General features: G+C 70.4%; 12 protein-coding genes. All 12 read right to left on the bottom strand.

Annotated features, from left to right (window positions below; genetic code table 11):
• Window positions 1-242 precede the first annotated feature (242 nt).
• The 12 genes from AB0M80_RS35325 to AB0M80_RS35270 all read right to left on the bottom strand — a co-directional run bounded on the left by AB0M80_RS35325 (window position 243) and on the right by AB0M80_RS35270 (window position 16,434).
• Window positions 243-542 carry a hypothetical protein gene (locus AB0M80_RS35325; RefSeq protein ID WP_364573626.1) on the bottom strand — a complete coding sequence of 100 codons (300 nt, stop codon included), beginning with the start codon at window positions 540-542 and terminating at the stop codon, window positions 243-245.
• Window positions 543-682: 140 nt separating this feature from the next.
• Window positions 683-1,540, bottom strand: a complete 858-nt coding sequence (locus AB0M80_RS35320) for an oxidoreductase (RefSeq protein WP_364573624.1) — start codon at window positions 1,538-1,540, stop codon at window positions 683-685.
• 59 nt (window positions 1,541-1,599) lie between these two features.
• The gene (locus AB0M80_RS35315) at window positions 1,600-3,366 is read right to left on the bottom strand and encodes a copper-binding protein (protein WP_364573622.1); all 1,767 of its coding nucleotides are present in this window, start codon (window positions 3,364-3,366) and stop codon (window positions 1,600-1,602) included.
• Window positions 3,367-3,493: 127 nt separating this feature from the next.
• Window positions 3,494-7,363 (bottom strand): ThuA domain-containing protein, encoded by a 3,870-nt coding sequence (locus AB0M80_RS35310; RefSeq protein ID WP_364573771.1) that lies wholly within the window; start codon window positions 7,361-7,363, stop codon window positions 3,494-3,496.
• 143 nt (window positions 7,364-7,506) lie between these two features.
• Window positions 7,507-8,499 (bottom strand): multicopper oxidase domain-containing protein, encoded by a 993-nt coding sequence (locus AB0M80_RS35305; protein WP_364573620.1) that lies wholly within the window; start codon window positions 8,497-8,499, stop codon window positions 7,507-7,509.
• A gap of 16 nt (window positions 8,500-8,515) precedes the next feature.
• The gene (locus AB0M80_RS35300; RefSeq protein WP_364573618.1) at window positions 8,516-9,355 is read right to left on the bottom strand and encodes a sugar phosphate isomerase/epimerase; all 840 of its coding nucleotides are present in this window, start codon (window positions 9,353-9,355) and stop codon (window positions 8,516-8,518) included.
• A 66-nt stretch (window positions 9,356-9,421) separates the two neighbouring features.
• Complete coding sequence (locus AB0M80_RS35295; protein WP_364573616.1) at window positions 9,422-10,426, bottom strand: sugar phosphate isomerase/epimerase family protein; 1,005 nt, start codon at window positions 10,424-10,426, stop codon at window positions 9,422-9,424.
• Window positions 10,423-11,571: a Gfo/Idh/MocA family oxidoreductase gene (locus AB0M80_RS35290; protein ID WP_364573614.1), complete on the bottom strand. Its 1,149-nt coding sequence runs from the start codon at window positions 11,569-11,571 to the stop codon at window positions 10,423-10,425. The genes AB0M80_RS35295 and AB0M80_RS35290 overlap by 4 nt, the downstream gene beginning before the upstream one ends.
• Before the next feature lie 29 nt (window positions 11,572-11,600).
• Window positions 11,601-12,656: a substrate-binding domain-containing protein gene (locus tag AB0M80_RS35285; protein ID WP_364573612.1), complete on the bottom strand. Its 1,056-nt coding sequence runs from the start codon at window positions 12,654-12,656 to the stop codon at window positions 11,601-11,603.
• A gap of 22 nt (window positions 12,657-12,678) precedes the next feature.
• Window positions 12,679-13,677 (bottom strand): ABC transporter permease, encoded by a 999-nt coding sequence (locus AB0M80_RS35280; RefSeq protein ID WP_364573611.1) that lies wholly within the window; start codon window positions 13,675-13,677, stop codon window positions 12,679-12,681.
• Window positions 13,674-15,173, bottom strand: a complete 1,500-nt coding sequence (locus AB0M80_RS35275) for a sugar ABC transporter ATP-binding protein (protein ID WP_364573610.1) — start codon at window positions 15,171-15,173, stop codon at window positions 13,674-13,676. Before AB0M80_RS35275 ends, AB0M80_RS35280 begins: the two co-directional genes overlap by 4 nt.
• Window positions 15,174-15,246: 73 nt before the next feature.
• Window positions 15,247-16,434, bottom strand: a complete 1,188-nt coding sequence (locus AB0M80_RS35270; RefSeq protein ID WP_364573609.1) for an ROK family transcriptional regulator — start codon at window positions 16,432-16,434, stop codon at window positions 15,247-15,249.
• Between the last annotated feature and the right edge of the window lie 11 nt (window positions 16,435-16,445).

Below are 16,445 nucleotides of genomic sequence, written 5' to 3'. Positions count from 1 at the left end.
TGGCCGGGGCCGTGGGTACCGAAAGGTGAAGAAGCCGGCAGCCCGACGGACACGACCGCGAGCACCAGGACCAGGAGAAAGACTTTTGACAGCACGAAAAAGCGACGCGGCTCGCGCACCGATCCCCCCAAATCATGGACCGGTGGCCACCCTCCCCCAAGGCGAAGAAGGCTTACCGATCTCCCCGGGACGAGCCTAGCGAATCGCGCATTCCGCACCACAGGGCCAAACAGGCTATTTCGTCACCGCGGATCAGCGGCGGCCTTCAGGCAGTCCACCATGGCGGTCCGGGCCTGTTCGCCGGCGGCCGGCGCCACGACCTGGCCGTTCAGGAAAGCGTTACGCTGTTCCTCGGTCGCGTAGGTCACATACCAGTCAGCGAGACATTCGACAGCCTGATCCGGCGTTCCCTCGGTCCTGGGGTCGGACTTGAGCTTCGCGATGAAGGCTTCGCGGGCGGGTGGCTCGTCTCCACAGGCGGAGAGCGTTCCCGCGAGCACGAGCGCAACGGCCGCACCGGTCAGCCGGGCGAGTCGAGTCATCGGGCCAGGGTAGCGGCAAAAGCAAGACGACACAGGGACTTCGCTCGGTCGGACGAGAAGGGCGCGGTGGTTCCGGGATCCCTGCTCTGGTTCGCCGAGGACGGCGTTCCCAGCGCGTGGCGTCGACAGCGGACTGTCTACTATGGATTTACCGGTCCGCGTTCGCCGACGGGGAAGTCGGCCGAGCGACTGACCTCGGCCCACTGCTGGGTCTCGGCCGCTCGCTCCTGCGCCGCCTTCTGGGCGGCCGCCACCGCGTCGCCGCCGAGGATGAGCCGCCGGGGTGGGTTGGGCTCTTCGACCACCTTGACGACGGCCTTGGCGCCGCGGACCGGGTCGCCCGGCTGGTTGCCGTCGCTCTCGTCGCGGTAGCGGTGGATCGCACCGACCGTGGCCTCGTAGTCCGGGCCGACCGGGTGCCGGGTCATCGAGGCGCCCTGCCATTCGGTCCGGAAGGCGCCCGGCTCGACGATGATCACCTTCACCCCGAACGGGGCCACCTCGCTCGCGAGGACCTCGGAGAAGCCCTCGACCGCGAACTTCGCCGTCTGGTACGCGCCCATTCCCGGTGTCCCGCCGACGCGGCCGCCGATCGATGAGAACTGCACGAAAGTGCCGGACCGCTGCGCACGCAGGACCGGCAGCGCGGCCCGGGTCACGTTCACGACGCCGAACAGGTTGGTCTCGATCTGCGTGCGGAAGTCCTCCTCCGCCATCTCCTCGATCGGCGCACTGTTCGCGTAGCCGGCGTTGTTCACCACCACGTCGAGGCGGCCGAAGGCGTCGATGGCCTCGCGCACCGCGCGGACGGCCGCACCGGCGTCGGTGACGTCGAGGGCGAACGGACACACCCGCGCGCCGTACCGGGCCACCAGGTCGTCCAGTTGCTCGGGCCGCCGGGCCGTGGCGAGGACGAAGCCGCCCGCCTCCAGCACAGCCTCGGTGAGACTGCGCCCGAAGCCACGGGACGCTCCGGTGATCAACCAGGTCTTGCTCATCAGGGGGCTCCTTCTTCGGTTAAACGCCTCATCAATGTGGCGTTTAACGTCAGTCAGGCTCAGCTGATGCCCTGATGTGACGACCGCAACAGCCGACCTTGAGCGTTACCGGCGGGCGCGCCACCGACGCCGGACTCGATCGCGGCCGTCACGATGCGGTTGCGGTCGCCCGTGGACAGCACGCCGTTGCCCACCAGTTCGAGGGTCACCGCCTTCACGTGCTTCACGAACCGGTCGTGGGACGCGTACTCCGCCTGCTCGTCGATGACGTCGTTGATCGTGCAGCCGTTGCCGGTGTCGATGTTCTCGACCTGGCTGTCGATCCCGCCGATCACCACCGTCTCGCGGGTGTCCGAGCCCGGGCAGGCGTCCGGCGGCGGCGGGGCCGCGACCACCGTGAACGCCCCCGTCAGCTCCGCCGAGACGTTCCCGGCGACGTCCGTGGCCCGGGCCCGCACGGTGTGCGCGCCCAGCGCGGACACCACCACCGGTGCCGGGTACCGCGTCCACGCTCCGCTGTCCATTTTGTACTCGACGAAGTCCACCCCGGACTCGGTGTCGGTCGCGGTCAGTGCCACGGTCGCCTGGCCCACGTAGTTCCAGCCGCCGTCCTGCTTGCCGCTCACCTGCATCGACACGGCCGGCGCCGCGGTGTCCCCGCCGGCGACCACCGTGAAGGCCACGGTCCCCACCGGTGATGTGTTCCCGGCGACGTCGGAAGCGCGGAACTCCACGGTGTGCGCTCCTGCCACCGCCACGGGAACCGGGGCCGCGTAGGCGGTCCACGCGCCGCCGTCCACCCGGTACTCCACCGAGGCGACCCCGGAGCCCGCGTCCGAAGCCGTGACCGTGACGACCGCCTTGCCGACGTAGTGGCCGTCGGCGTCCTGCGTGCCGGCCACGGAAGCCGAGACGACCGGCGCCGTCGTGTCGCTCTTCACCACCGTGAAGTGGGCCATGCCCTCCGGCGAGACGTTCCCCGCGACGTCGGTGGCCCGGTAGTGGAGCATGTGCGCCCCCGCCGCGGTCACCGCGACCGGGGCGGTGTACGGCGTCCAGGCGCCGCCGTCCAGCTGGTACTCCACGGACGCCACCCCGGAACCCGCGTCGGAAGCCGTGATCCGGGCCGTCGCGACGTCGAGGTAGTTGCCCGCCGGGTCCTGGGTACCGGTGATCGAAGCGGTCACCGTGGGCGGGGCCGGGTCCCCCGGCCGCTCGACGACCGTGAAGTGCGTCATCCCTTCCGCGGACGTGTTCCCGGCGACGTCGGTGGCGCGGTGGTGCAGCATGTGCGCGCCCACGGTGGACACGACCACGGGTGCGGTGTAGGCGATCCACGTGCCGCCGTCGAGCTGGTACTCGACCGAAGCCACGCCGGATCCCGCGTCCGTCGCGGACAGCGTCACCGTGGCGGATCCGAGGTAGCTGCCGGACGGATCCCGGTCGCCCGCCACCGCCGCGGTCACGGCCGGCGGGGTCGTGTCGCCGCCGCCGTCGGACACGACGAACTCCCCCGCCATCGTCGTGTGGCCGGGGATGGTGCAGTAGTACCGGTACTTGCCGGGCGTCAGCGTCACGACCGCCTCGTGCCGCCCGTCGGTGGGGTCGAACGGGTTGGCCAGGATGTTCAGCGAGACGTCGTGGTTGTAGCCCGGCGTCGAAGTGTCGAACGTCAGGGTGTGCGACATCCCGGTCGTGTTGCCGGTGGCTTCGCTGTTCTCGAAGACGATGGTGGTCTCGCCGGGTAGCGCGCCGGTGGGCGCGGACGCGTATTCGGTCGTGCTGTTGTTCCCGGTCCAGGTGAGCGTCTGGACCGGCGCCGCCACCGCGGGGGGGGGCGAGCCCGAGCAAGGCCAGGAAAGCGGCCAGCAGCACGGCGATCGGTCGTGGGGACATCGCGGGAAACCTTCCTGGGAGGAACGGGGGCCGGGGGTGCACCCGGCCCCCGTCGCGCTACAGCTGCCGCACCCGGATGTTGCGGAACTCGATCAGGTCGTTGTCGCTGTGGTTCTGCAGCCCGATGAACCCGCTGACGAACTGCCGCAGCTCGGTCGGCGGATCGCCGGCGCGCGAGGACTGCTGACCCGGCGTGTTGTCGAACTCGTTGATCACCACGCCGTTGCGGATCATCGTGTAGTGCTGCCCGACGACTTTGATCTCGTACTCGTTCCACGTGCCCTTCGGCCGGGCTCCCGCCTGGTCGAGCGGGCGCGGGTCGAAGTTGTAGACCGACCCGGTCTTCTGCGGTTCACCGGTGTCGCCGTCGTAGATCTGGATCTCGTGACCGCAGTAGATCGCGACCCAAGCCGGTGACGTCCTGGCCGACCCGACCGTGCCGCAGCTGCCCGGCGGCCGCTGGTCCAGCGGTGTCCGCGGATCGGGGAACCGGACGAAGACGCCGCTGTTGGCCCGGTACGCATCCGGGGCGATGTCCTTGAACTGCACCTTCACCGAGAAGTCGCCGAACTGCCGCTGGGCGTACCACAGCATGCCCAGCCCACCGCCCGCACGCAGGGATCCGTCGGGCTGCAGCGTGAACTGCCCCGAAGGGGCCTGCTCCCACCCGCGCAGCGACGCGGCCGTGCCGTCGAAGAGCGCGTCGTAGCCGGTGGTGCCCGGCTTCCCGATCGGTGACGCCTCCGCCGCCGCGTTGAGCTCGGCCACCTCGGCGTCGTTCAGCACCCCGAGGTCGGAGAGCGTCTCGGTGGCCTGCTCGACGTGGTTGACGAACGCCGCGTGCGTGCTCCACGTGCTTTCGTCGTCGAGGAAGTCGTCCACCGTGCAGCCACCGCCCGCGTTGCGGTTGACCACCTTCGTGAGGGTGTCGCCCAGCGTCACCACCGGACTCGGGTCGGCCACCGCGCAGCCGACGTTCACCGCGGTCCGGGTGGTCACCGCCTCGCCGTTCGCGTAGGTCACGGTCAGCTTGGCGGTGAAGATCCCGGTGCGGGGGTAGGTGTGCCGCGGATCGGCCTGGGTGGACACCGAACCGTCGCCGAACTCCCACCGGTAGGACACGCCACCGGACTTCGACCCGGTGAACGCGGCCGTCAGGGCCTTGTTCTGCACCATCGTCGACGACGCCGCCGGCGCGGGCGTCGGGGCGCCGCCGGTGTAGCTGATCTTCAGCAGCTTCTGGTTGGCGTCCAGGGAAAAGAACCCGTTGCCGTAGTCGAGCACGTACAGCGCACCGTCCGGCCCGAACTTGGCGTCCATCCAGCTCTGCACCCGGGCGTCACCCGCGCCGCCGGGGATGATCTGCCGGAACGTTTCGGCGAACACCGGCGGCTGGTGCGTCGGCACGCCCGCCGGGTCGACGGTCACCGCGACCCGGTTCTGCGCGTTGGACTCGTCGCCGATGAACCACTTGTTGTCCCAGTACTCCGGCCACGCGACGCCGCTGTTCGTGTTGACCAGCGAGCGGTGGTACGTCGGCCCGGACATGACGGCCTGGCCGCCACCGCGCAGGTACGGCTGGGTGTAGGTGGCGTCCGCCGCGTTGTACGTCGGGATCGACGTGCCGGGACGCTTCGGGAACACCGGCCCGCCGCCGTCCGGCGAGTACCAGATCATGTTGTCCTTGATCGGCGGCAGGTTCACCAGGCCGGTGTTGCGCGGCGAGGTGTTCACCGGGTTGTCGCAGTCGTACCAGCCGGTCAGCTCCGCGGCGTTGGTGCTGCTGCGGTCGCGGTAGGGCTGCCGGTTGCCCATGCAGTACGGCCAGCCGTGGTTGCCCGCCTCGGTGATGATCGTCGCCGTTTCGTACTTCGCCGGCCCGAGCTCGGGACTCGGCGACGTCGCGTCGGGGCCGACCCAGCCCGCGGTCATCCAGTTGTGCACCGGATCGATCTGCAGGCGCGAGATGTTGCGGACGCCCATCACGTAGATCTCCGGGCGCGTCTTGTCCGCCGGCCCGTTCGGGAAGAGGTTGCCCGGCGGGATCGTGTACGTGCCGTTCGCCTCCGGGTGGATGCGCAGGATCTTGCCGCCGAGGTCGTTGGTGTTGCCCGCGGTGCGGCGCGCGTCCTGGAACGAGATGCCCTTGTAGTCGAGCGTCCAGTTGTTGCCCGAGTAGCCGTTGGAGCCGCCCGAGGAGTTGTTGTCCCCGGACCCGATGTAGAGGTTCCCGTCCTTGTCGAACGCCATGCCGCCGCCGGCGTGGCAGCAGCTGTGGATCTGCACGTCCCAGGACAGCAGGTCCTTGCGCGTGGCCTGGTCGAGGGTCTGCTTCGCCGAGTCGTAGGTGAACCGCGAGACCGTGCGCTTGCCGATCCGCTTGTCGCGGTCGATCGACTCGTGCGGCATCCAGTAGGCGTACAGGTGACCGTTCTCGGCGAACTTCGGGTCCAGCGTCAGCCCGAGCAGGCCCTCTTCGTTCTTGACGAGCTCGTCGCCGCTGCCGCGGTTGCCCATCACCCGCAACGTCGTGAGCAGCTTGGGCTTCTTGGTCGTGGGGTCCCACTGGTGGATCGTGCCGCAGCCGAGGCCGACGTTCGGGTCGTCCCAGCTGACCACCGGCCCGGTCGGGCAGGCCGCCTTGCCGATGTAGAACACCTTGCCGTCCGGCGCGATGGTGAGCCCGTGCGGCTCGCCGATCTGGTCCAGCTGCCCGGCGGCGTTCTTGCCGGTCAGCCGCTCGATCTTGTAGTTCGCGGCGATCCCGGCCTGGCAGTCGCCGCGCACCATGCCGGTCGTCCAGCGCAGGGCGCCGAGCAGGTGGTCGCGGAACTGCCCTTCCCCGTACGACGCCTCGGTGCGGCCCATGCCGGTGTAGAAGGAGCGGCCGCCGTCGTAGTCGCGGCACCACGAGATCGGGTGGAACGCGCCGTTCGCGCCGACGCCCGGGTTGTACCCCTTTTCCTCGACTTGGGCGACGGTGTGGACGGTGCCGACGGGATTGGTCTCCCAGTTGAGCCACCGGTCGGTGCGCGTCCAGTTCTGCGGCAGCCCGGCGGTGGCCGGGTGGTGGGCGTCGAGGACGTCGACGACGGCCTGCTGCGGCGCCGGCTCGGGCGGCGGCGGGGTCGTCGAGGTGTCCTTGAACAGCTTGAAGTCCGCGAGCTGGATGATCGGTTCACCGGCGTTGGCGGTGATGTTGAGCCGGTAGTTCGGGTAGACCGTGGTGTTGGCGAAGGTGAACGTCCTGGTCTGGAACGGATCGGTGAACGCCTCGTTCGTGCGCGTGTCCAGATCCGTCCAGGTGGTTCCGTCCGCGGAGCCCTGCAGGGTCCAGCTCTTCGGGTTCCGGCCCGGGAAGTCGTTCGCCGACACCAGCGCGTAGCTGCTGACGGCGACCGGCGTGGTCAGCTTGTAGGCGGCCCAGCCGGTCGTCGCGAACGTCAGCCACTTCGTGTTCTCGTTGTTGTCGGCCAGCTTCTCCTTGGTTTCGTTCGGCGGGTTCTCACCGCTCGCGGTCACCGCGGCCACCGCCTCGGGCGTGGGCCGGGCCCCGACCGGACGGGCCCCGATCAAGCCGGTGAACCACGCCGACGAGTCCTGCGCGCGGGCGGCGTCGGAGATGCCCAGGAATCCGCCGCCCGCCTTCATGTAGGCCTGCAGCGCGGCTTCCTGCTCCCGGCCGAGCGTCACCCCTTGCGCGGACAGGAACACCACCCCGCGGTAACGGGCCAGGTTGGCGGTGCTGAACACGGCGGGGTCCGAGGACGCCGTGACCGTGATGCCGTTGTCCGTGCCCAGCCGCGCGATCGCGTCCGCCGCGCGCAGCACCGGGTCCTTCTGACCGGCGGCCGCGCCGTGGAAGACCAGCACGTTCACCGGCACGTTCACCGCGGCGGGCGCGGCCTGGGCCACGGGCATCACCATCAGCGGAGCCCCGGCCGCCAGGACCGACCCGATGGCGAGCACGACCGCGGCGCGCCTTCCGAACCAAGTTCTCTGTGTCTTCTGGGGCCGAGCCCCAGACCCCGCCAGGTGGGCAAGCCCCCCTGGACCCCCCAAAAGCTTCGTCATAGCTCCCCTCCTCGTGCGTGCGTGCGGGCGTCGGAATTCGTGTCGTGCCCGGCATGTTCGTGCTGCTTGAACCGGTCGATCGCGTCCTGGGCCCCGTCGGGCAGGCTGCCGTCGGCGTTGCGGACCAGGAAGAGGCCCACCATCCCGCCGTCGGAGTGGGTCTGGACGTGGCAGTGGTACATCCACACCCCGGGCCCGGCGCCTTCGCCGGCGAGCACCTGGAAACCGAACGAGCTGCCGGGGTCGAGGTTCTTGTTGTCGACGATGGCAGCGTTGTCAGCGGCGCTGCCGAGCATCCCGGTGCGGGTGTCGGCCCAGCGGTGCCCGTGCAGGTGGAACGTGTGCGGCAGGCTGCCGTACCCGATGCAGACCCACTCGACGCGCTCGCCGAGCCGCGCCTCGAACATCGGCGTGTCGGGCGCCATCTGGTGGTTGATCATCATCTCGTTGAACACGACGGTGTACTGCTTGCTGGGCAGCAGGTCGCCGCGCTTGCGCACGATCAGCCCGCCGTAGAGCCCGCGCGCGAGGCCGCCGGTGCCGTGGTCGGTGCCCATCGCGTGGTCGTGGTAGTGCCAGTAGCCGGCGCTGCCCGGCATCCAGAACCCGCCGCCGGCGTCGTACCGGGTCCGCGTGCGCCAGGTGTAGGTCCGCGTCTCGCCCGGCTTGTTGAACGACGCGTTGAGCGGAGCGCCGTCGGACGCGGTGTCGTAGGTGACGCCGTGTGGGTGGATCGACAGCCGCTGGGTGGTCCGGTTGACCAGTTCGATCTCGAGGGTGTCGCCCTCGTAGACCTCCAGCAGCGGCCCCGGAATCGTGGCCTTGCCCGGCTCGAGGCCGTAGCCGTAGAGGCCGCCGGGCAGGGCTTCGGCGTAGATGGTGATCTGGCGGGTCAGGCCCGCGGCCGACGCCGTCCCGGCGACTCCGACGGCGGGCGCGAGCACGCCCGCCGCGGTTCCGGCCAGCATCGACCGACGTGACACTCGCATGTGGATTCCCCCGGGGTCAGAAGCGCACGGTGCGGAGGTACTCGAACCCGACCTTGGCGGTGTTGAGCGGGTCGGTGGGCTGGTCGTGTTCGACGATGTACTCGGCGATGTTGTGGCAGGAAGCGGCGAAGATGCGCGGGAAGTCGATGACGCCGGTGCCGGGGTCGGTCATCTGCCCGTCGGCGGTCATGTCCTTGACGTGGTACTGCGTCACGCGCGGGAAGTGCCGCCGGAACAGCTCCACCGGGTCCGCGCCGCCGGTCACCGCCCAGAACAGGTCGACTTCCAGGTGCACGTCCCGCTTGTTCGTCTTCGCGGTGAGCACGTCGTACGGGAGCACGCCGTCGATCGGCGCGAACTCGTGGGCGTGGTTGTGGTAGCCGAGCTTGATCCCGGCCGTCCGGAAGGCGGCCGCCGCGGTGTTCAGGCGGCCCGCGAAGGCCTCCCACTCCGCGATGGTGGCGAACTGCGCGAACGGCACGTTGGCGAGGGAGTTCCCCAAGATCTTCGCGTCGGCGATGAGCTGGTTCAGGTCGCCGTCGATGCCCACGTGGGTCGACGACGCCTTCAGGTGGCACCGGTCGAGGATGGCGCGGAACTCCGTCGCGCTGCGGCCGTACGTCCCGGCCAGCTCGACCTTCCGGTAGCCGATGTCGGCCAGCGCGGAGAGCGTGCCTTCGGGGTCGTTCTGCAGGAGGGAACGCAGGGAGTAGAGCTGGATGCTGATCCGGTCGAGCGGGATCCGGCGCCGGGCCGTGGCGGCGCCCGCGACGCCGGGGAGGGCGACCGTCGCGAGCGCGGCCGTGGCCACGCCCAGGATGGTCCGTCGGGAGTATTGCTCAGTTACTCCGTCCATGCCCCCGCCGCCACCCTCAACGGAAGCGCTCCGCGCCGCTGTGTTTTCGGTGCACATGGAACTCCCTCACTTCTGGTTGCTGAAAGCCGCGTCGAAAGCCGCCGACGGCTGGTCGAACAGGTGCTCGCGCAGGTACTTCACCGCCTCCGCCGCGCCCCGGAGCCGGTCCATCCCGGCGTCCTCCCACTCCACGGAGATCGGGCCGCTGTACCCGATCGAGTTCAGCGCCCGGAAGCAGTCCTCCCACGGCACGTCGCCGTGGCCGACGGACACGAAGTCCCAGCCCCGCCGCGGATCCGCCCAGGCCAGGTGCGAGCCGAGCCGTCCGTTGCGGCCGTCGAAGCGCTTGCGGGTGTCCTTGCAGTCGACGTGGTAGATCCGGTCGGCGAAGTCGAGGATGAACCCGACCGGGTCGAGGTCCTGCCACACGAAGTGCGACGGGTCCCAGTTCAGCCCGAACGCCGGCCGGTGGTCGACGGCTTCCAAGGCGCGCTTGGTCGTCCAGTAGTCGTACGCGATCTCCGACGGGTGGACCTCGTGCGCGAACCGGACCCCCACCTCGTCGAAGACGTCCAGGATCGGGTGCCACCGACGGGCGAAGTCGGCGTAACCGTCATCGATGTCATCGCGCGTGACCGGCGGAAACATCGCGACGTACTTCCAGATCTTCGACCCGGTGAAGCCGATCACCGTGTTCACGCCGAGCTTCGCCGCCGCCCGCGCGGTGTCGGCCATCTCGGCCGCCGCCCGCTGCCGGACGCCCTCGGGTTCGCCGTCACCCCAGATGCGGGACGGCAGGATGGCCTGGTGCCGGTGGTCGATCGGGTCGTCGCAGACGGCCTGGCCGACGAGGTGGTTCGAGATCGCCCACACCTTGAGGCCGTGCTCGGCGAGCAGCCGCAGCCGCCCCGGCACGTAGTCCTCTTCGGACAGTGCGCGGTCGACCTCGAAGTGGTCGCCCGAGCAAGCGATTTCCAGCCCGTCGTAACCCCACTCCTCGGCGAGCTTGCAGACCTCGGTGAACGGCAGATCCGCCCACTGGCCGGTGAACAACGTGACGGGACGGCTCATTTTGCTTCCTCCACCGCGGTCCATTTCGCTTCTCCGGCGGCGCTCTTTTCGACGGCGTCCAGCACCCGCTGGACGCGCAGGCCGTCGTCGAAGCTCGGCGCGGGGTCGGTGCCCGCGCCGATGGCGTCCAGGAAGTCGGCGACCTCGTGGGTGAACGTGTGCTCGTAACCGAGGAGGTGCCCCGGCGGCCACCACGCGCCGACGTACGGGTGCTGCGGTTCGGTGACGAGGATGCGCCGGAAGCCGGCCTCGGTCCCGGTGCCGTCGTAGAGCTGCAGCTCGTTCATCGCCTCGAAGTCGAACGCCAGGCTCGCCTTCGACCCGTTGATCTCCAGCCGCATCGCGTTCTTCCGGCCCAGCGCGAACCGGGTCGCTTCGAAGGTCGCCACCGCTCCCCCGGACAGCCTCGCCAGGAACATAGCGGTGTCGTCGACGGTCACCTCGTCGGTGCCGCCGTTTTCGGCCGGCCGCTGCTTCACAAAAGTGTTCGTCAGTGCCGAGACGCCGGTGATCAGGTCACCGGTGACGAACTGGGCGGCGTCGACGATGTGCGCACCCAGGTCGCCCAGCGCGCCCGAACCGGCGGATTCGCGCCGCAGCCGCCAGGTCATCGGCGCCTGCGGGTCGGAGAGCCAGTCCTGCAGGTACACCGACCGCACGTGCCGGAGCTCGCCGAGCGCCCCGCTCGCCACGAGTTTCCTGGCGTGCGCGAGCGCGGGCACCCGGCGGTAGTTGAACGCGACCATGGCCCGTACCCCGCGTTCACGGGCCCGCCGCGCCGCCTCCGCCATCGCCTCGGCCTCCGCGACCGAGTTGGCCAGTGGCTTCTCGCACAGCACGTGCTTCCCGGCCTCCAGCGCGGCGATCGCGATCTCCGCGTGGCTGTCGCCGGGCGTGCAGACGTCGACCAGGCCGACGTCGTCCCGGGCGACCAGCTTGCGCCAGTCGGTCTCGACGTCTTCCCAGCCGAACCGGTCGGCCGCCGCCTTGGCCCGGGTCTCGTCACGGCCGCCGAGCACCGCGAGCCTCGGCACCAGCGGCGGGTCGAAGAACCGGTGCACGCTGCGCCAGGCGTGGGAGTGCACCGCGCCCATGAACGCGTGGCCCACCATGCCGATCCCGATCGTTTCGCGTCCCGGGCTCATACCCCTCCTTCTTCTTGCTGGAAAACCGGTCAGGAGTCGAAGCCGACGTCGAGGTACTGGTCGACGTTCTCCTTGGTCACGACCGCCGAGTACGTGGTGATCTCGGCCGGGATGTCGTGCTCGGCCAAGTCGCCGATCCCCTTGCGCTGCCCGAGCAGGCGGGCGAGCGCAACCGCCGTCGACGCCATCGACGGGCTGTAGAGCACGGTCGCCTTGATCGGCGACGAGTCGGCCTTGATCAGGTTCATCATGTTCTTCGAGCCCGCGCCGCCGACCATGATGAACTCCTTGCGGCCCGCGGTGTCGATCGCGGCGTTGACGCCGATGCCCTGGTCGTCGTCGTGGTTCCACAGGGCGTCCAGCTTGGGTGCGCCCTGCAGCAGGTTCGCCGTCTGCTGCTCACCCGACTCCGACGTGAACTGCGCCGACACCCGCGGGCCGACCTTGAACCCGGCGCGGCCCAGCGCGTCCTTGAAGCCCTTGCTGCGTTCCTGGGTCAGCGGCAGCGAGTCGATCCCGGCGACCTCGCCGATGATCGGGTTCGCGACGTTCTTCTTCTTGAGCTCCGCGGCGATGTAGTTGCCCGCGTTGACGCCCATCCGGTAGTTGTCGCCGCCGATCCACGTTCTGTACGCCAGCGGCGTGTCGAAGACGCGGTCGAGGTTGATCACCGGGATGCCGGCGTCCATCGCCTGCTGGCCGGCCGCGGTGAGCGCCTTGCCGTCGAACGGCAGGATCACCAGGACGTCGACCTTGGCGTTGATCAGCGTCTCCACCTGGGAGATCTGCTGGTTGACGTCGTTGGTGCCCTCGGTGGCGGTGAACTTCACCTCGCTGAACTTCTGCGCCTGGGCCTTGGCGTTCTTGGTGATCGCCGCGATCCAGCCGTGGTCGGCGGCCGGCGCGGAGAAGCCGATGGTGATCGGCTTGCCCGGCTGGGCGTTGTTGCCCGCGTTGGCGACCGGCGCGTTCGACTCCTGGTTCGCCGGCGTGTTGCCCGTGCAGCCGGCCAGCAGCGCGCCGGCGCCGACGGCGGCCCCGCCCAGCAGGAATCCCCGGCGGCCGAGGAAGGGGTGTTCGGTCATGGCGGCCTCCATCGGTGGTGATCTAACTACCGGTCCTGGCTTTCCTGGCCCGGAACTGCAAGAGCACGGCGAGCACGATGATCACGCCCTTGGCGATGTTCTGGATGTCGGTGTCCAGGTTGTTCAGCGTGAAGATGTTCGACAGCACCGTGAAGATCAGCACGCCGACGAGGGTGCCGATGAGCGACCCGCGGCCACCGGTCAGCAGCGTGCCGCCGATGACGACCGCCGCGATCGCGTCGAGTTCGTAGAACATGCCGTTGGTCGACGCGCCGGCCGTCGTCCGCGCGACGACCATGAGCGCGGCGATCCCGCAGCACAGCCCGGCCACGCCGTAGACGAGCGCGAGGTGGCGCTTGACGTTGATCCCCGCCAGCCGCGACGCTTCGGCGTTGCCGCCGACCGCGTACGTCCGGCGGCCGAAGGTGGTGCGGTTGAGCACGACCCAGCCGACCGCGAACACGAGCGCGAACAGCCAGATCAGCGTCGGGATGCCGAGGAAGTCCCCGCGGAAGAAGGCGAGGAAGTCCTGGTCGGCGACGACCTGGGTGCGGCGGCCGCTGATCCGCTCGGCGAGCCCGCGCGCCGAGACGTACATCGCCAGCGTCGCGATGAACGGCACGACCTTGCCGTAGGCGACGAGCACGCCGTTGATCAGTCCGCAGCCGAGCCCGACCGCCAGGCCGCAGACGACCATCACCCACGGCCCGTACGACTGCGTGGCCAACGTCGTGAGCCAGACGCCGGCCAGGCCGACCATCGAGCCGACGGACAGGTCTATGCCGCCGCTGATGATCACGAACGTCATCCCGACGCTGACCACGCCGATCGCGGCGGCCAGCCGCAGGATCGTGGAGATGTTGCTTTCGGTGAAGAACAGCTCGGGCCGGGTGAACTGGCCGACCAGGCACAGCACGACGAGCACGCCGGCCAGGCCGAGCAGCCGCGGGTCGGCGGAGTAGGAGAACCGCCGCCGCTGGGCGGGAAGCGCTTCCTGTGGCGGTGCTTGGGTTTCGGTCATGCCGCGCTCCCCTCGAGAATCACGTCGAGCACCTCGGCCTCGGTCAGCCCGGTGGAGCGCCGGTCGGCGAGGACGCGGCCCTCGCGCAGCACCAGCACCCGGTCGGACAACCCGAGCACCTCGGGGATTTCGCTGGAGACCAGCACGATCGCCACGCCGCTCGCGGCCAGCTCGTCGATCAGCCGGTACAACTCGGCGCGGGCGCCGACGTCGACGCCGCGCGTCGGCTCGTCGAGCAGCAGCACCCGGCACCCGCGGACCAGCCACCGCGCGAGCACGGCCTTCTGCTGGTTGCCGCCGGAGAGCGTGCGGACGATCCGGCGTGGGTCCGCGGGCCGCAGGTCGAGGCGCCGCAGGCTCGCGCCGGCGTCGTCGAGTTCTCTGGCACGGTCGCTGAAGCCGAGCTTCGCGTAGCGGCCGAGGCTGGCCAGCGTCACGTTGTGCACCACCGGCGAGTCCAGCAGCAGGCCCTGGCTCTTGCGTTCCTCCGGCGCGAGGCCGATCCCGGCTTTGACGGCGGCGGGCACGCTGCCGGACCGCAGCGGCTTCCCTTCCACCGTCACGGTTCCGCGGTCGGCCGGGCGCGCGCCGAAGATCGTCTCCAGCAGCTCACTGCGTCCCGAGCCGACCAGGCCGGCGATGCCGACGACCTCGCCGGCGTGGACGGTGAAGCTCACGTCCTCGAACTCGCCCTTCCGGGAGAGGTGCTCGACGCCGAGCACGGCGGTGGTCTTGGCGTGCCCCTCGTGGCGCGGCCCGAAGACCGTCTCGACCTTGCGCCCGGCCATCAGCGCGACCAGGTCGGCGGTCGGCGTGGTGCGGGCGTCGAGGCCGGTGCCGACGGTCCGGCCGTCCTTGAGCACAGTCACCCGGTGCCCGATCCGGCGCAGCTCTTCGAGCCGGTGCGAGATGTAGACGACCGCGACGCCGTCGGCGGTCAGCTCGCCGACGATGCGGAAGAGGTTGTCGACCTCCTCGCCGGCCAGCGCGGCGGTGGGTTCGTCCATGACGAGCAGGCGGGCGTCGTGGGCCAGCGCGCGGGCCATCGAGACCAGCTGCTGGGCGGCGGCGGACAGCCTGCCGACCTCGGTGGACGGCCGGATGCCGGGGTGGCCGAGGCGGGCCATCAGGCGGGCGGCCTCGGCGCGGGCCTGGGAAATCCGGGTGAACCCGAACCGGGCGCGTTCGTGGCCGAGGAAGATGTTGTCCGCCACCGAAAGCCCGGGCACGAGGTCGAGCTCCTGGTACATGGTGGCGATACCCAGGCGCAGGGCGTCGACCGGGGACGCGAGCTCGACGCGCTCGCCGGACCAGGTGAGCTCCCCCGCGTCCGGCCGGTGCGCGCCGGAGAGGACCTTGATCAGCGTCGATTTCCCGGCTCCGTTCTGCCCGAGCAGGCAGTGCACCTCCCCGGGTTCGACGTCGAGGTCGACGCCGTCGAGGGCGCGCACCCCCGGGAAGGTCTTCACGATCCCGCGGACGGAAAGCAGGCTCATGCGCACACCTCGCTGGCGCTCGGTGCCGCCTGAGCCGGAAGCGCAGTGTTGAATGATTCGCTCGCAAGCTCGCTCATACCGTGACCTCCTCGACGAGGGTCGGGTTCGCGAACAGCCGCTCGGCGGCCAGGTACGCGGCGCCCCGCAGCGGCGCTTTCAAGCCGAGCTCGGACGGCACGACCCGCGCCTGCCCGAGCGGCCGGGTGGCGAGTTCGACGCGGACCGGTTCGACCAGCCATTCCGCCAGTTCCGCGAAGTAGCCGCCGAGCACGACGACGTCCGGGTCGAGCACGTCGACCACAGTGGACAGTGCGACCCCCAGGGCGACGCCGAGTTCGTGGACCGCGGTGGCCGCGCGCTGGTCGCCACGCCGCACGCGGTGCTTGAGCTGGGCGACGCGGCCTTCGACGCCGGGGGCGGGATCGTGCAGCGGGTCGCCCGGAGCCGCGGCCGCGCGCAGGACCGCGGCCAGGTTCGCCTTCGTCTCCAGACAGCCCGTCCGGCCGCACGGGCAGCGTTCGCCGGACGGGTCGACGGCGATGTGCCCGACCTCGCCCGCGAAACCGCGCGCGCCGCGCAGGATCGTGCCGCCGGAGACGAACCCGCCACCGACGGCCGTCCCGCCACCGAGGTAGAACAGCTCGGTCCCGGTGCCCGCGACCGACTCGGCGAGCGCACCGAGGTTGGCGTCGTTGTCGACGGCGATGGCGTCCGCGGGCAGATCCAGCCGGGCCGCGATCAGGCCGGCGATTTCGGCGTCGCGCCAGCGCAGGGCCGGTGCCAGCCGCAGCACGGCGGCGACCGGGTCGACCAGCCCGGGCACGGAGATCGCGACCCCGACCGGTGGCGCGGGCAGCACCCGGCGGGCCAGGCAGGCGAGTTCGTCCATGCCTCTTTGCAGACCGAGCGCGGCGACGTCGACGGTGGCGGCGAGCTCGGTCACGACCCGGCCGGAGAGGTCGGTGACCAGCGCCGACAGCCGATCGGCCTCGATGCCCAAGCCCAGCGCATACGCGTCTTCGCCGTGCAGTTCGACCAGCCGGCTCGGCCGTCCGTTGCCGGGGAGGACGCCGGCGGGCCGGACCAGGCCGCGCTCGGCGAGATCGGTGAGCAGGCCCGGAACCGCCGACTTCGCGATCCCGCAGCGGGCCGCCAGCTGCGTGCGCGAGAGCGGGCCGGTACGCAGCGCTCGCAGGACCGCGGCCAGGTTCGCCGTACGTGGGCTCGCCGAGCCGGCTCGCCTCGTTTCGGTGACGGCCACGGTGCCCCCCT

Source organism: Amycolatopsis sp. NPDC051045, from assembly GCF_040682955.1.
Lineage (GTDB): Bacteria > Actinomycetota > Actinomycetes > Mycobacteriales > Pseudonocardiaceae > Amycolatopsis.
The sequence above is the reverse complement of the archived record's forward strand: the minus strand, read 5'-3'. Positions and strand labels throughout refer to the sequence as shown.

What these genes read in the sequence shown, in the direction of transcription:
- AB0M80_RS35290 (WP_364573614.1), bottom strand. Translation starts at nt 11,571, where the DNA reads ATGAGCCCGGGACGCGAAACGATCGGGATCGGCATGGTGGGCCACGCG.
- AB0M80_RS35285 (WP_364573612.1), bottom strand. Translation starts at nt 12,656, where the DNA reads ATGACCGAACACCCCTTCCTCGGCCGCCGGGGATTCCTGCTGGGCGGG.
- AB0M80_RS35275 (WP_364573610.1), bottom strand. Translation starts at nt 15,173, where the DNA reads ATGAGCCTGCTTTCCGTCCGCGGGATCGTGAAGACCTTCCCGGGGGTG.
- AB0M80_RS35310 (WP_364573771.1), bottom strand. Translation starts at nt 7,363, where the DNA reads ATGGTGATGCCCGTGGCCCAGGCCGCGCCCGCCGCGGTGAACGTGCCG.
- AB0M80_RS35325 (WP_364573626.1), bottom strand. Translation starts at nt 542, where the DNA reads ATGACTCGACTCGCCCGGCTGACCGGTGCGGCCGTTGCGCTCGTGCTC.
- AB0M80_RS35280 (WP_364573611.1), bottom strand. Translation starts at nt 13,677, where the DNA reads ATGACCGAAACCCAAGCACCGCCACAGGAAGCGCTTCCCGCCCAGCGG.
- AB0M80_RS35320 (WP_364573624.1), bottom strand. Translation starts at nt 1,540, where the DNA reads ATGAGCAAGACCTGGTTGATCACCGGAGCGTCCCGTGGCTTCGGGCGC.
- AB0M80_RS35305 (WP_364573620.1), bottom strand. Translation starts at nt 8,499, where the DNA reads ATGCGAGTGTCACGTCGGTCGATGCTGGCCGGAACCGCGGCGGGCGTG.
- AB0M80_RS35300 (WP_364573618.1), bottom strand. Translation starts at nt 9,355, where the DNA reads ATGGACGGAGTAACTGAGCAATACTCCCGACGGACCATCCTGGGCGTG.
- AB0M80_RS35295 (WP_364573616.1), bottom strand. Translation starts at nt 10,426, where the DNA reads ATGAGCCGTCCCGTCACGTTGTTCACCGGCCAGTGGGCGGATCTGCCG.